This window comes from Micromonospora sp. NPDC023644 (assembly GCF_040640115.1).
In the GTDB taxonomy this organism is placed as follows: domain Bacteria; phylum Actinomycetota; class Actinomycetes; order Mycobacteriales; family Micromonosporaceae; genus Micromonospora.
On record NZ_JBFABA010000019.1, the window covers coordinates 14,907 to 29,085 of the forward strand.

Here is a 14,179-nt window from a genome sequence, read left to right on the forward strand (position 1 = left end):
CGGGCTTCCTTCTCCGGCTCGCGGGGCGGGGCGTGTGCCGCCCCGCCCCGTACGGCTAGTTGGCCTGCTTCTTGGTGGGGCTGCGCTCCAGCGCCTGCTGCATCTGCTCGGCCCACTTGTCGACGGTGAGCTGACCGAGGCTCACCTGCTGCCAGCCGCGGGCCAGCGCGTCGGCCTCGGGTCCGGAGAGCATCACCCCGGCGTGCAGGGTCGGGTCGGCGACCAGTTCCTGGATCTTCTGGAAGGCCGGTGAGGAGGGCAGCAGGGCCTTGTCGACGTTCTTGTTCAGCGGCTGGCCCTTGGCGTGCTTCACCCACAGCTCGCCGTTCTCCTTGCCGGCGAGCCAGGTGATGAACTCCAACCCGGCGTCCTTCTTCTCGCTCCACTTCGTCACGCCGTAGACGGCGCCCTCGATGCCGGAGAACTTCTGCGCCAGCGGAGCGTTGGGTTCGGCTGCCGGCCAGCGGGTGACGCCGAGCTTGTCGTCGCCGAGGGCCTTGCCGAACGCCTCCCAGTTCACCGCGTCGGAGATGATCGTCCCGGCGAACGCGGCGTCGCCGCGCTGGAAGATGTCCGCGCCGTCGGGGAGCATCGTGATCGACGGCGCGTTGCTGTTCGCCCAGCCCTTGGTGGTGATCTCGGCGAGCTTCTCCAGCACCGCGACCAGCTTCGGGTCCTTCCACGACAGGGTGCCGGCCAGCAGGCCGCGGATGTCGTCCTCGCTCAGGTAGCTTCGGGCGATCTCCGGGAAGTCCCAGTAGGCGGGGAAGGTCCCGGACAGCCCCAGGGCCAGGCAGGTCTTGCCGGCCTTCTTCACCGCGTCGCAGGCGGCGCTGAACTCGGTCCAGGTCGCCGGCGGCTTCTCCGGGTCGAGCCCGGCGGCGGTCAGGATGCTCTTGTTGTAGTAGAGGACGTTGCCCTGGTACGAGAAGGGCACGCCGTAGCAGGGCTTGGCGGTGTCGAAGCCCTCGCAGGCGCCGCTGTAGGTGACCAGATCCTTGTTGATCTCGGCGGCCTTGTCGCCCAGCGGCACGTACGCGCCGCGCCGGTCGAACAGCTCCAGGCCGGCGTTGTTGGCCATCACGTCCGGGCCCGACTGCGAGGTGATGTACGGGCCCTGCACCTCGGGATACTTGTCGAACGGCACCGACTGCATGTCCAGCTTGATGTCCGGGTGGCTGGCCTCGAAGCTGGTCTTGACCTGCTTCCAGTACTCGGTACCGCCCGGCTCCCAGGTCAGCACCTTGAGGGTGACCGGACCGTCCGAGGCGTCGTCGCCTCCGCAACCGCTCAGCAACGCGGCGGCGGCCATGCCGGCGGCGACCACACCGGCGGCCAATCTACGTCGGATCATCAGCAGAAGCTCCTGTCAGCGAGGGGGATGGGGGAACTCGGCGGGGAGCGCCGTCGGCGGCGGCGCTGTCGGCGACGGCGGCGGCGATCTGCACCACGTGCAACCCGTCGGCGAGAGGAACGACCGGGGTGGGCTCGCTGCCGTCCAGCCGGCGCAGGAAGTGCCGGATCTCGGCGGCGAGCGCGCCGCCGCCGTCGGCCGGGGAGAGCAGCCAGTCCGGCGCCTCCGTCCGCTCGGCCTGCACGAGCAGGGTGGGGTGTGCGAGATCGACGTGGCCGACCCCGTCGGTGCCGTACACCTCGACCAGGTCGGCCGTGTGGTTGGGCGTGTGTTCGGGCAGGAGGTAGCTGTTGCGGACCGACGACACGACGCCGTTGGCGTGTCGAAGCTCCGCCCAGACCAGCACCGGCGTCGCCGATCCCGGTCGGGTCCGGGCCGCCGCGCGCACCTCGACCACCGGCGACTGCGCGTACCACAGCGCCAGGTCGATGTCGTGCACGGCGGTCAGCAGGGCGGGGTGCTCCCCGGGGAAGAGCCGGGTCAGGGTGCGGGGTCGGTCCCGGCGTGAGGAGACGGCCAGCACCTGGCCGAGTCGGCCGGCGCGGACGGCGTCGTGCAGCGCCCGGTGGGCGGGGCTGTACCGCAGGATGTGCCCCGGCTGGCAGAGCACCCCGTGCGCCTCGGCGGCCTCGACGATGGCGGCGGCGTCGGCGACCGTCGCGGCCAGCGGCTTCTCGACCAGAACGGGCACCCCGGCGGTGATCAGGGCGACGGCGACGGCACGGTGCGCGGAGCCGGGTACGCAGACGGACGCGGCGTCCGGCGGGCCCGCGGCGAGCAGGTCGGCGACCGTGGGGAAGGTGTGCGGGATGCCGTGGCGGGTGGCGACCCGCTCCCGGGTGGCCGCGTCGGGGTCGACCAGCGCGTCGACCCGGATCCCCAGAGCCTGGTAGGCGGCGACGTGCCGGGCGCCGAACGCGCCGCCCCCGATCACCGCCACCCGCGGCCCGTTCCTCATGCGTCCACCGCCTCGGCGGACGCCGGCGCGGCCTCCGCGACGCCGGCCCGCAGCCGACCGTCGAGGACCGCTCGCGTGAGCCGCTCCAGAGCGGCCACCCCCGACACGAGGCACCGCTCGTCGACGTCGAACGCGCCGGAGTGCAGCGGCGCTCCGCCCCGGTCGCCGGTGACGCCCAGCTTGACGTACAGGCTCGGACCGAGCGCGCCGAGCAGTGCGAAGTCGTCCGTGGTCAGGGGCGGTACCGGCAGGTCGACGACGTCGACGATGCCGGGCAGCTCGGCGTGGGCGAGGGCGACCAACTCGGCGGCGTTGCGCACCGGGGGCATCTCGTTGGCCCAGGTGAAGCGCACCCCGAGGTCGAGCGCGGCGGCCTGCTGGCGGGTGACGCGTTCGATCACCGCCTTGAGCCGCTTCCGGACAACCGGGTCGTGGGTCCGCAGGGTCCCGGTCGCCTCGGCGCAGTCGGCGACCTGGCTCTGGCTCGCCCCGCCGGAGATGGTGCCGATGTTGAAGGCGACCAGCTCCTCGGGATTGCGGGACCGGGCCACGGCGGCGTGCAGGGTGGTGACCATGCCGGTGAGGCCCAGGATGGCGTCGCGCCCCAGCGCCGGGGTGGCGGCGTGCGCGGCCAGCCCGAGCACCTCGACGCGGAACGCGTCCTTCGCCGCCATCGCGGTGCTCCGGTCGACGCCGAGCGCGCCCGCCGCCAAATCGGGCCAGCAGTGCAGGCCGAGCACTGCGGCGAACCGGCGGTCCCGGAACGCCTCGTGGGCGAGCACCGCGGCGGCGCCGGAGTCGGCGCCGAACGGGATCTCCTCGGCGGGCTGGAACAGCAGGGTCACCGAGCCCCGGGCCGGCGGGTCGGCGGCGAGCCGGGCGGCGACTCCGTAGGCGACGGTCATGTGCACGTCGTGTCCGCAGGCGTGGCAGACGCCGGGGTTGCGGGAGGCGTACGGCTCCTGCTTGGCGTCCTGAACGGGATAGGCGTCCATATCGGCCCGAAGAAGAACGTCGGGTCCTGGGGCAGCCCCATCGATCTCCAGTGTCAGGCCGGTCCCGGCTATTCCGGTCCGGATCCGGCCCAGCGGCCGCAACACCTCCACGAGGGTGGCTGCTGTTTGCCGCTCGGTGAACCGCAGCTCAGGGTGCTGGTGAAGCTGGCGCCGCAGCCGGACCAGCTCATCAACGTTGTCGCCTTGCAGCGTCACGCGGTTCACTCCTTGCTCACGCCCTAGAATCCGGACCTAATTGAGACAAGAACCTAGGTCAGGGGTGCCGCCGCGTCAATGGCCTGCGAAGATTTGGGTTAGGGTCCGCCCATGCGACGCGCTGACGCCCACCTGCACCTGTTCGCCGACGGCTACCCCGGCCGCTACGGCCACTCCCCCTCCGGCGGCGACGAACTGGCCGTCTACCAGGGCCTACGCCGCGCGTACGGCATCGAACGGGCACTGGTGGTCGGCTACGAGGGCGAGCCGCGCTTCGCCGGCAACAACGACCACCTCGCCCGCCTGGCCGCCGCGCACGACTGGATCGCGGCGGTCGCCTTCGTCCCACCAGGCGGACCGGCGGGGGCGGGCGGGACCGGAAAGTGGCTGGCCTCCGGCTTCGTCGGCGCCGCCGCGTACCTTCCGGACGACGCGGCGGCCGACGCGTTCACCGCCTGGGCGACGCGCGAGGCGCCGGCGCTGAACCGCGTCCGCGCGGTCGTCAGCCTCAACGCCACCCCCACGGCGACCACGCGGCTCGGCCCGGCCCTGGCCGCGCTGGACGGCTGCACCGTGCTGTTCAGCCACCTCGGCCTGCCCGGCGAACGAGCCGAGGTGCCCACCCGCGAGACGGCGCAGGCCGCCCTCGCCCCCCTGGCGGGGCTGGCCCGGCTACCCCACGTCGGGGTCAAGATCTCCGGCCTGTACGCGGTCAGCCGCCCGGCGCACGCCTTCCCGCACCATGCCGCCCGCCCCTTCGTCGACCTGCTGCTCGACCGCTTCGGCCCACAGCGCCTGTACTGGGGCTCCGACTTCTCCCCCAGCCTCGACCACGTGTCCTTCGCGCAGGCGGCGGACCCGATCGGTCTCGACGGGCTGTCGGCCGAGGACCGCGACGCCGTCCTCGGCGGCAACCTCCTGCGCGCCCTCGACCGCCACGCCGCCGCCACGCGGGGAGAGCCGACGCCCCGCCCCTGACCCGCCCCCGTGCCACCCGCACGCCGCGACGTGCCGGCCGTCCGGGCGCGGGCGGTGGCCGCTGGGCGGCCTTCCCCCGGGTCCGGCCGGATACCCTCCGGTCGTGACCCACGAGAACGAGATCACCGAGCCGGTCGACCTGTGCCTTCCGGGCGGGCGGCTCGATCCCGCCGCCGTGGGCTGGAGCCGCCGTCCGCTGCACCGGGCGAACCTGCGCGGCTGGGGCCGCAACAAGCGCTGGGAATACTGGGGAGTCGTTACCCCCACCCACATCGTCGGCCTGGTCGCCTCGTCGCTCGACTACGCGGGCGTGCACAGCATCTACGTGCTCGACCGCGCGACGAAGGTCGAGATCGACAGGAGCGCGGTGGTCCCCCTCGCCCGGGGCACGCTCTTCCCGCCGGTCAGCGGGGCGGGCACCGTGCGGGCGCGCGGCGGTGGGGTCTCGATCGACATCGACCAGAGCGCGTCGGAGACCACGATCCTCGCCGCCGCCCCCGGCCTGGCGGTCGATCTCGTGGTGCCGCTGCCGGCCGGTCACGAGTCGCTCGGCGTGGTGGTGCCCTGGAGCACCCGCCGGTTCCAGTACACCGTCAAGGACCTCGGCCGCCCGGTGCGCGGCACCCTGCGGGTGAACGGGGTGGACCATCCGGTCGCCGAGGCGGACTCCTTCGCCGTCCTCGACCATGGTCGAGGCCGGTGGCCGTACGCGATCCGCTGGAACTGGGCCGCCGGCAGCGGCCCGGGTCGGGCGATCCAGCTCGGCGGCCGGTGGACCGACCGCACCGGCTCGACCGAGAACGGCCTCTTCGTCGACGGCCGGCTGCACAAGATCGGCGACGAGCTGCGGTGGGAGTACGACCGCGCCGACTGGCTGCGGCCGTGGCGGATCAGCGGCGAGCGGGTGGCGGTGGAGTTCCACCCCTTCCACGAGAAGGTCGCCCGGACCAACTTCGGTGTGCTCGCCAACGAGACGCACCAGTGCTTCGGGCACTTCACCGGCTGGGCGGCGGCCGACGACGGCGAGCGGGTCGACCTGGACGGCCTTGTCGGCTGGGCCGAGGAGGCGCGCAACCGCTGGTAGCGCCGGGATCCGCGCGGTTACGGCCGCCCCGCGCCGCCGCCGGGTGGTCGGCCACGGGCTCCCCGGGCGGTACGCCGGACCGGACGGCCGCCTCGACGCGGGCCTAGGGTGGGCGGCATGGCGAGCCCTGACCCCTCCGCCGACGGCTCGGCGGCCCGGAACCCGCTCACCCTGCTCACGCTGGCCGAACTGCGCCGGCGCACCAGCGTGAAGTGGCGCATGCACCCGCCCGACGTGCTCCCGCTCTGGGTCGCGGAGATGGACGTGCCCCTCGCTCCCCCCGTGGCCGACGCGCTGCGCCGCGCGATCGACCTCGGCGACACCGGTTACGGGTACGGAACGGCGTACGCCGAGGCACTCGGCGACTTCGCCGCCCGGCGCTGGGGCTGGCACGACTTCCGCGTCGCGCACACCACGGTCGTACCCGACGTGATGATGGGCATCGTCGAGGTGCTCCGGCTCGTCACCGACCCCGGCGACGCGGTCGTGGTCTGCTCCCCCGTCTACCCGCCCTTCTACGCCTTCGCCACCAACGCCGGCCGGCAGGTGATCGAGGCGCCGCTCGGACCCGACCGGCGCATGGACCCCGCCGCCCTCGACGAGGCATTCCGCCGCGCGCGGGCCCACGGCCGCCGGCCGGCGTTCCTGCTCTGCAACCCGCACAACCCGACCGGCGTCGTGCACCGGCGTGAGGAGCTCGAGACCGTGGCCGCACTGGCCGACCGGCACGGCGTGCGGGTGGTCGCCGACGAGATCCACGCCCCCCTGGTGCTGCCCGGGGCCCACTTCACCCCGTACCTCACGGTGGCCGGCGCCGAGAACGCGTTCGCCCTGACCTCCGCCTCGAAGGCGTGGAACCTCGCCGGCCTCAAGGCGGCGCTCGCGGTCGCCGGGCCGCAGGCCGCCGCCGACCTGCGCCGCATGCCGGAAGAGGTCGGCCACGGGCCCAGCCACCTCGGCGTCATCGCGCACACCGCCGCGTTCCGCGCCGGCGGGCCGTGGCTCGACCTGCTCCTCGACGGTCTCGACGGCAACCGCACGCTGCTCGCGACGCTGCTGGCGAAGCACCTCCCCTCCGTGCCGTACCACCGCCCCGAGGGCACCTACCTCGCCTGGCTGGACTGCACGGGGCTGGGCATCGACACGGCGCGGCCGGGCGACGGCGCGGGCGTGGTCAGTGACGTCGCCGGGCCCGCCAAGATGTTCCTCGACCACGCGCGGGTCGCCCTCAGCTCCGGGCACGTCTTCGGCACCGGCGGGACGGGCTTCGTACGACTCAACTTCGCCACCTCCCCCGCGATCCTCACCGAGGCCGTCACCCGCATGGGCGACGCAGTCGGCTGAGGGCGCTCGCCATCGGCGCCCCGCACGAGGTCGCCGTCGGTGCGCCGCTCGCCGGCCGGGCACCAGCCGCCCGACCAACGGCAATGACTATGACCGATCGATCGATCGACCGGACGGCTCCGGCACCGCAGGGTCCATCGGACGAGCGTGTCCGACCGGGTCGATCGGGGCGGGCAGATCGTCCGGTGCGTGGAGTACCCCGACCGGCCGGAACCGTCACGACGCCCCATCGGACCGCCGCGGCTGTGGACGCGTGCACCCGTGATCACCGAAGGAGTTCCATGGACCAGCATGACGGATCCGGTTGCTGCGGGGGCGGCGACGAGGGCGGATCAGGCATCAGCCGCCGTGCCGTGTTGCGCGCCGCGGCGTTGGGCGCGGGCGCCGTGACCGTGGGCGGGGTGCTGATTCCCGGAACCGCGCACGCCGCACCGGCGATCTACAACCCGTTCAGCGCATACCCGGTCACCGACACCTGGGAGGGCCACCTCCGCCGCGGTTCGCTCGGCGGCATCGACTACGGCATGGCCGTGGGCACGGCACTGCCCGCCTGCGGCGCCGGCACCATCCAGAACATCCCCTACAACGGCACCGGCGGGCACACCGTCACGATCCACCACGGCGACGGCTACCGCAGTCAGTACATGCACCTGTCGCAGTTCCTGCTCGCCGACGGTGCCAGCGTTGGCGCGGGCACGGTGGTGGGTCGGTCCGGCGGTGCCGCCGGGGCACCCGGCTCGGGCAGCTCGACCGGCCCGCACCTGCACTGGCACATGATCGACCCCTCGGGCACCAGAATCAGCCCCCTGGTCTACATCGCGCAGAATCCGGGCCAGCAGTCGCGTCAGGTGTTCGAGGCGCCCAGCTTCAACGGCTGGCAGGCCCTGCCGGTCTCCGGCAGCGAGGGTGCGGTCACCGGGTCGGCGGTGGCCACGATCGGGGTGAGCACCACGAAGATCGTCTACACCCTCGACGGCGGCCGGATCTTCGAAGCGGCCAGCAACGCGGGCTGGCGCAACCTCTGGACCGGCGTCTCCGGCGCACAGGGCACCGCCCTGGCCGCGTTGCACTGGCAGGGGGTGAAGCTCGTCTACAGCGTGGTCGGTGGTGCGGTGCACGAGGCGAGCAGCGGCAACGGCTGGCGCAACCTCAGCACGGGCATCAGCGGGGTGAGCTCCGCCTCGATCTCGGCGATCGAGATCGGCGGGATCAAGTACGTCTACAGCATCGTCGGCGGCTACGTGCACGAGGCGAGCAGCGCGAACGGCTGGCGCAACCTCAACACCGGCATTCCGGGCTTGGCGGTGGCAGCGATCGCGGCGGGCACCACGAAGATCGTCTACACCCTCAACGGCGGCCGGATCTTCGAAGCGGCCAGCAACGCGGGCTGGCGCAACCTCTGGACCGGCGTCTCCGGCGCACAGGGCACCGCCCTGGCCGCGCTGCACTTCAACGGGACGAAGCTGGTCTACAGCGTCACCGGCGGCTATGTGCACGAGACGGCCAGCAGCACCGGCTGGCGCAATCTGAACAGCGGGGTCCGCGGCTTCACGGCGGCCGTGCTGGCGGTGGGGAACAACAAGTACATCTACGCCGCCTGAACCGCTGGCGGGGACCTCCCGCGCGGGAGGTCCCCGCGGCGACCGCGGTGATCCGCGTGGGGTCCACGGTTCGACGGCGGGTCCTTTGCCGCCCTTCGTGCGATCGGATGACGGCGGCTCCACCCGCCTCAGCGGCGGGCGCCGCCGGGTCGACCTCGGCCGGTTCCGGAGGCCCGGTGGCCGATGCGCGGAGCCCGTACCACCGCGGCGCTGCCCGCCCCGGGGCGGAAGTCCCGCGCCGCGCCGGCGACCAGCTCGTCGGGATCGCTGCCGAGCGCCTGCCGGATGTGCGCCGGAACCAGCTCCGACGTCGCCACCGCCATCCGCACCTGCACCGAGCGGTCGTCGACCAGGCGTCGCAGGTCCGCCTCGTCGAGCTCGACCGCGAGCACCAGCGCGGCGCGGACGTCCGCCACGGGATCCTGGGCGAGCGCGCTGCGCTGGGCGGCGGTGGTCCGCGGGTTGCGGGCGAGTCCCTTGCGTACGCGCGCCGTGCGATCAGCCATCAGGGCGGTGATCACGTCGGGGTCGTGGGTGTGGGTGGCGAGTCGTTCCCGCACCTCGGGTGAGACGTCGTCGACCAGCCGCGCGGCCAGCTCGGGCTCCAGTTCGCGCGTCTCGGCGAGGAGACCGCGAAGCTCCTTGTCGGGAGCCTCCGCCATCACCCGGCGAACCGACTCGTTGCAGGCCGGATTGCCGGCGACCGCCCAGCGGACCCACCGGTCGGCGTCCTTGACGAGCAGCAGGAGATTGCCGACCGAGGTCGAGGGGTTCCTCGCCACGGCCTCCCGGACATGACGATCATGGTCCCGGGCCAGCGGCCGCAGCGCCTGCGCGGGCGCGTCGGTGCGGGTGGCGATCGCCTTGCGGACCTCGACCGACGCATCGGACGCCAGGTCGATGAGGGTCATCTGTGACGTGGTGGGGTCCTGCGCGACGGCGAGCCGCGCGACGGCGCTACCACCCGTCGCGCCGTCCGCGGCGGCACCTGACGCACTGTGACGGTCGGGTCCGCCGACATCCTGCTGTTTCCCCATGGGCGCCATCATGTCACGGGCCACGCCGTGGACCGGCCGGGCCGGGTCGGCCGCCCAGGGGTGATCGACACCACCTGGGCGGCCGAGGAACTCGACGCGGTGCCGTGGCAGCCGGTACCACGGCCAACGCCTCAGCTCCCGGTGCGGCTGGCCCGCCGGCCGGCGCCGGTCAGTTCTTGGCCTTCGCGTAGTCGAAGAGGTCGGCGACGTCCTCGTCGAAGTACGGGCCGTACATGTTGCCGGAGAACTTGTACGAGGCCACCGAGTTCACGTACCCGAAGCCCTGGGAGTTGTTCCAGGCCCGCAGGAACGGCCCGCCGCTGGTGCCCTCGTTCAGCGGGCAGTCCACGAGCTTGACGCGCTGCGTTCCGGCGGCCTGCGTCGTGCTCTGGCAGTAGTGCTGCCACCTGCCGTCGAAGGGCGCGGCGCCGGGATAGCCGAGCAGGGTGACGGCGACGCTGCGGGGGTAGTTGAAGCTGATGCCCTCCCCGCCGGTCACATCCACCAGTCGTTTGCCGTTGCGCGGCCACACGGTGACGAACCCGTAGTCCCACCACAGGATGTCGTGGTCGACCCAGCCCTTGGTGGAGGTCATGCTCCGGGCGCTCCACAGCCCCCAACTCGACGGGCCGTCGGCGTAGTTCGGGGCGAAGACCCAGTTGGTGTACCAGTTGTCGGAGCCGTCGCCGGGGTGCAGGCAGTGCCCGGCGGTGGAGACCAGGTTCGCCTTGACCGTGTTGACCGCGCTGGCGGAGCAGAAATGGTCCTCGTTGTTGGCGTCGGTGAAGAAGACCCGCCCGACACCCGGCGAGGGATTGACGGACTGGATCCCCGCCCCGGCGGAGGCGTTCCGGGCCGAGACCGGTGCACCGGGGATCGCCGTGCCAGTGCCGCGCGGACCGATCGGCTCCGCGCCCGAGCGCGCTTCGCCGACCCGACCCGGCCGGTCCTCGGCCTCCCCGGCCAACTCCTCCTCGCCCACCGGCGGATCCAGCGGCGTCGCGGATCGCATCCGCTCCGGCGTCCAGTACGCGTCGGCCAGGGTCTGCGCGGCCGCCGCGTCCCGGATCGGCCGGCCGTGGAACGTCGCCTCCGCCTCGAGCGGGATGCCGTTCGGCGTGGTCGTGCTCGCCTGTGCCGGTGTGCCGACCAGAGTGAGCCCGCAGAGCATGGCGGTGGCCGCCGAGATGATGCCGTAACGCCTTCGCACCCGATCCTCCTTAGGAGCCGGCCCGGGTGGCCATCCGCCACGGGCCCGGCACAGGTGACGCTAGGGCGCTGACCCGCCGCCGGGCAGTGGTCTGTCGGCATTGATCCACAGACATGTATCTGCTTGCGGCCGTGCCCCCGTGGCGGGACCGGTCACCGCGTCACGGGCAGGGCGTCCGCGCGCAGACGTCGATGACCTTGCCGGTGAGCAGGAACACCGCCTTCTGTTTCTGGGCTCCGGCCTGGGCGCGCGGGAACTCGTGCGAGTCGTCGCCGTACTCCGGCCCGGCCGGGGCGAGGTTGGTCGGCGGTGGCGCGTACGCCGCGCCGCTGTTCCAGACCACGATCGCCGAGCCGGTGTACGGGTACCTGCGGATCGGCGCGATGCCCCAGTACGGCCGCACGTCCGATGACCAGCCGTCGGCGAGCGCGGGGGTGTGCAGGCGGGCGCCGATCGTGCGCGCCTGCACCTCCGCCGCGGCGGGGGAAACCTGCTGGTCGCCGAAGGCCACGTGCATCAGCACCTGGTGCGCCGGGGTGCCCGGCAACGGCCGGTCGGTCATGTGCCGGGCGTACCCGTTGGCCTCGGACCGGTCCCACAGCATCTGCAGCAGCGCGAGAATCAACTGCTGGTCGACCTTGTCCGGGTAGTGGCCGTCCATGATCGTCTGGAACGGGGTGAAGGCCACGCTGCGTTGCAGCAGCGTGGAGTAGTTCATCCCCGGCACGCCGAGCACCGACCGGGTCCAGTCCTGTGCGATGGCGGTGAGCGCGCCGCCGTTGATGCCGCCCTGGCTGTTGCCGTCGTAGTGCAGCCCGCCGGCCACGTCGATCAGCGGCCGTGCGGCGGCGTCCCGGAACGCCGGGTGGGCGGCGAACCCGCCCGGGTGGATCATCGCCCGGCCCAGGAAGAGGAAGTTCAGGAAGCTCTGCTGCAACCGGTCCACCACCGAGGGAAAGGCACTGAGGTCGGTGAAGGCGCCGGCCACGTAGGGAACGTCGGCGGCGGCCATGCCGGTCCAGCTGGTCGCGCAGAAGGTGAAGTCGTACGTGTGCGACATCGTCCTGACGTTGCCGGCGTTGATCTCGGTCGGCCTGCCGAGCAGGCCGTGGCCGTAGAGCGAGAGGTGTGCCGGCTTCGCGGCGGAGGCACTGCGCGGGATGTTGCAGACGAAGTCCGCCGCCACCGTCGCGCCGGACGGCGTGGGCAGCGCGTTCGGCGTCGGTGGCGTCCCGCCGCCGCCGGCCGGCCCGTAGTGCAGCCGGGAGCCGGGCCCGCCGTCGCCGGTCAGATAGGACGGTACGTCGATCGTGCCCGTCACCTGCCGGGCGATCAGCGGCTCCTGCTCCGGCGGGTAGTCGGTCACCTTGTTGACGGTGAACGACGGCGCGGCGCGGCGGAGGGCGGCGAACGCGCCGTCCCGGATGGCCAGCATCCGCCCGGTCAGACCGTGCCGGCTGGCCACCGTGAAGTCCCAGGCCAGGTAGAGGCTGTGCCGCTGGACGCCGGCCTTGGTCAGGTCGGCGAGGGTCCGCTTCATCTGCGGGACACGGCGGTCCCGATGGTCGAGGCCGGCACCGGTCACGTACGCCGTGAACCCCTTCGGCGCCGGGATCAGCGCTCCGGTGCCGTCGCGCAGGCCACGCAGGCCGACGACGTACCGGGTGCCCTCGGTCAGCGCCACCGCCGGCCGGATGATCAGCAACTGCCGGTCCGGCTGGCCGGCCGCGTGCGCGTCCAGCTCGGCCCAGTACGGCGTGCGCCTGCCGGTCCGTGCGTCGAGCAGCACGATCGGCGCGTCCGGCGCCAGCGAGCGGCCGATGTCGGTGACCGGCGCGATCCCGGTCGCCGCGGCGTCGAGGCCGGGCACGCGGACCAGGATCGGCGAACCGGGACTGAACCCGTCCTGCCGGTTCCATTCCGTCGGGTCGATCGGGTTCCCCCGCGCGTTGGCGGGCATCGCGGAGGCCGCGAACCGCACCCGCTTGCCGGTCGGGCTGCTCCGATCCGGCACGGTGAAGTAGTCGTTCGGGAACGGCAGCAGGCAGGCCGTCGGGTCGATCGGGTCGCAGGCCCGGTGCCCGGCCGGTGCGGGAGCCGCCGGCGGCGCCGCGGCGGCTGCCGCGCCCAGGAAAACGGCGCCTGCGGTCACCAGCACGGACACGGCGAGACGGAGCCGTCGGGGTGTGGACACGCGCATCTCCTCCGACACTGGACGGTCGTCCGGCGCAGGGGCCGACGACGATGGTGGAGCGTGGCCTTCTTCCTACGCTCGTGAATGGATCCCGGCAAGAGCTGCCCGTCCTGATCCCCCCACCGCAACGAGGAGCAGGAGCGCGCCGCCCCCGCACCTGCGTGACGACGCCTACAGCGCGAGCATCGCCGCGGCGACCTCGTCGGCGGCCGCGTCGGGGATCGCGGTCGCGGCGTGTTCGAGCACGAGCAGCCGCGCGCCCGGGATCTCGCGCGCGAGCGCCTCGCCGGTGCCGACCGGGAAGAACGGGTCGCGACGACCGTGCACCACGAGCGTCGGTGTCGCGAGTTCGGGCAGGCGCTCGCGCCAGCGCGGCTCACAGTCGAGCCTGGAGAACACCATGCCCAGCTGGTTGGCCAGCTGGACCGCGGGCTCCCTGCCCGGCGTACGGTCGAAGATGCGCTCGGCGGTCGCGCGCGCCGCGGCGGGGTCGTTGCCGAGGATTTCTGCGCCGGCGGTGGCGAACTCCGCCACGGAGGCGCGGTCCGACCAGTCGGGCATCGGGAGCGCGAACCGCCGGCCCAGCGTCGCCGCGTCGTGGTCGGGCAGGTCGTCGTCGACCGGGCCCGGTGCGACGGGCCGCGTCCCGACGAGGGTGAGTGCCGAGAACGCCTCCGGGTGGTCGAGCGCGGCGACCTGGGCGACCATCCCGCCGACGCCGATGCCGGCCAGGTGCGCCGGCCGGTGGTCGAGGCCACGGGCGAGCGCGGCGGCGTCGGCGGCGAGGTCGCGCAGCGTGTACGCCGGCGCCTCGGGATCGACAGTTGTCGACGCGCCGGAGTCGCGCAGGTCGTAGCGCACGACGTGACGTCCGCCGCGAGCGAGCGCCGCGCAGAGCGCGTCGGGCCAGGAGAGCATCGTCGCGCCTCCCGCCAGCAGCACGAGGGGCGCCGCCGGATCGCCGAAGTGCTCGACGCCGAGCGTCACGCCGTCGGGCGTGCGGAACGAGTGGGCCGTCGATTGCATCGTCAACCTCCAGGACACTGCGCGACTGCGGCCCACGCTACGCGCGCAACGTCGCCCGCCGCCTCGACACCAGCGCCCACTCAGGGATCCGGCAAAGATCAGGACCGCTGTCGGTCGGAGCC

General features: G+C 73.2%; 11 protein-coding genes. 4 read left to right on the forward strand and 7 right to left on the reverse strand.

Going from position 1 to position 14,179, the window contains the following annotated elements:
- Positions 1–55: 55 nt before the first annotated feature.
- From AB0G08_RS16390 to AB0G08_RS16400, 3 genes are read right to left on the reverse strand one after another with little or no spacing between them, the layout of a single operon-like run.
- Complete coding sequence (locus AB0G08_RS16390; protein ID WP_358088079.1) at positions 56–1,354, reverse strand: ABC transporter substrate-binding protein; 1,299 nt, start codon at positions 1,352–1,354, stop codon at positions 56–58.
- Positions 1,341–2,372 (reverse strand): Gfo/Idh/MocA family oxidoreductase, encoded by a 1,032-nt coding sequence (locus tag AB0G08_RS16395; protein ID WP_358088082.1) that lies wholly within the window; start codon positions 2,370–2,372, stop codon positions 1,341–1,343. The genes AB0G08_RS16390 and AB0G08_RS16395 overlap by 14 nt, the downstream gene beginning before the upstream one ends.
- Complete coding sequence (locus AB0G08_RS16400; RefSeq protein WP_358088085.1) at positions 2,369–3,592, reverse strand: M20 family metallopeptidase; 1,224 nt, start codon at positions 3,590–3,592, stop codon at positions 2,369–2,371. Before AB0G08_RS16400 ends, AB0G08_RS16395 begins: the two co-directional genes overlap by 4 nt.
- Before the next feature lie 102 nt (positions 3,593–3,694).
- Here AB0G08_RS16400 and AB0G08_RS16405 point away from each other — a divergent pair, with 102 nt between their 5' ends.
- From AB0G08_RS16405 to AB0G08_RS16420, 4 genes are all read left to right on the forward strand, one after another.
- Positions 3,695–4,561 (forward strand): amidohydrolase family protein, encoded by an 867-nt coding sequence (locus AB0G08_RS16405; protein ID WP_358088088.1) that lies wholly within the window; start codon positions 3,695–3,697, stop codon positions 4,559–4,561.
- Positions 4,562–4,664: 103 nt separating this feature from the next.
- Positions 4,665–5,645, forward strand: a complete 981-nt coding sequence (locus AB0G08_RS16410) for a DUF2804 domain-containing protein (RefSeq protein WP_358088091.1) — start codon at positions 4,665–4,667, stop codon at positions 5,643–5,645.
- Between the two features lie 117 nt (positions 5,646–5,762).
- Entirely contained in the window at positions 5,763–6,989 is a 1,227-nt protein-coding gene (locus tag AB0G08_RS16415) for a MalY/PatB family protein (protein WP_358088094.1), read from the forward strand.
- 281 nt (positions 6,990–7,270) lie between these two features.
- Complete coding sequence (locus tag AB0G08_RS16420; RefSeq protein WP_358088097.1) at positions 7,271–8,590, forward strand: M23 family metallopeptidase; 1,320 nt, start codon at positions 7,271–7,273, stop codon at positions 8,588–8,590.
- Between the two features lie 128 nt (positions 8,591–8,718).
- Here the strand turns inward: AB0G08_RS16420 and AB0G08_RS16425 are convergent, their stop codons facing one another.
- From AB0G08_RS16425 to AB0G08_RS16440, 4 genes are all read right to left on the reverse strand, one after another.
- A complete protein-coding gene (locus tag AB0G08_RS16425; protein WP_358088100.1) occupies positions 8,719–9,501 on the reverse strand; it encodes a hypothetical protein in 783 nt (260 codons plus the stop codon).
- A gap of 295 nt (positions 9,502–9,796) precedes the next feature.
- The gene (locus AB0G08_RS16430; protein ID WP_358088103.1) at positions 9,797–10,837 is read right to left on the reverse strand and encodes a hypothetical protein; all 1,041 of its coding nucleotides are present in this window, start codon (positions 10,835–10,837) and stop codon (positions 9,797–9,799) included.
- Positions 10,838–10,997: 160 nt separating this feature from the next.
- Complete coding sequence (locus AB0G08_RS16435) at positions 10,998–13,031, reverse strand: hypothetical protein (protein ID WP_358088105.1); 2,034 nt, start codon at positions 13,029–13,031, stop codon at positions 10,998–11,000.
- A 171-nt stretch (positions 13,032–13,202) separates the two neighbouring features.
- Positions 13,203–14,057 (reverse strand): alpha/beta hydrolase, encoded by an 855-nt coding sequence (locus AB0G08_RS16440; protein ID WP_358088107.1) that lies wholly within the window; start codon positions 14,055–14,057, stop codon positions 13,203–13,205.
- Between the last annotated feature and the right edge of the window lie 122 nt (positions 14,058–14,179).

What these genes read in the sequence shown, in the direction of transcription:
- AB0G08_RS16395 (WP_358088082.1), bottom strand. Translation starts at nt 2,372, where the DNA reads ATGAGGAACGGGCCGCGGGTGGCGGTGATCGGGGGCGGCGCGTTCGGC.
- AB0G08_RS16415 (WP_358088094.1), top strand. Translation starts at nt 5,763, where the DNA reads ATGGCGAGCCCTGACCCCTCCGCCGACGGCTCGGCGGCCCGGAACCCG.
- AB0G08_RS16405 (WP_358088088.1), top strand. Translation starts at nt 3,695, where the DNA reads ATGCGACGCGCTGACGCCCACCTGCACCTGTTCGCCGACGGCTACCCC.
- AB0G08_RS16420 (WP_358088097.1), top strand. Translation starts at nt 7,271, where the DNA reads ATGGACCAGCATGACGGATCCGGTTGCTGCGGGGGCGGCGACGAGGGC.
- AB0G08_RS16440 (WP_358088107.1), bottom strand. Translation starts at nt 14,057, where the DNA reads ATGCAATCGACGGCCCACTCGTTCCGCACGCCCGACGGCGTGACGCTC.
- AB0G08_RS16390 (WP_358088079.1), bottom strand. Translation starts at nt 1,354, where the DNA reads ATGATCCGACGTAGATTGGCCGCCGGTGTGGTCGCCGCCGGCATGGCC.
- AB0G08_RS16425 (WP_358088100.1), bottom strand. Translation starts at nt 9,501, where the DNA reads ATGACCCTCATCGACCTGGCGTCCGATGCGTCGGTCGAGGTCCGCAAG.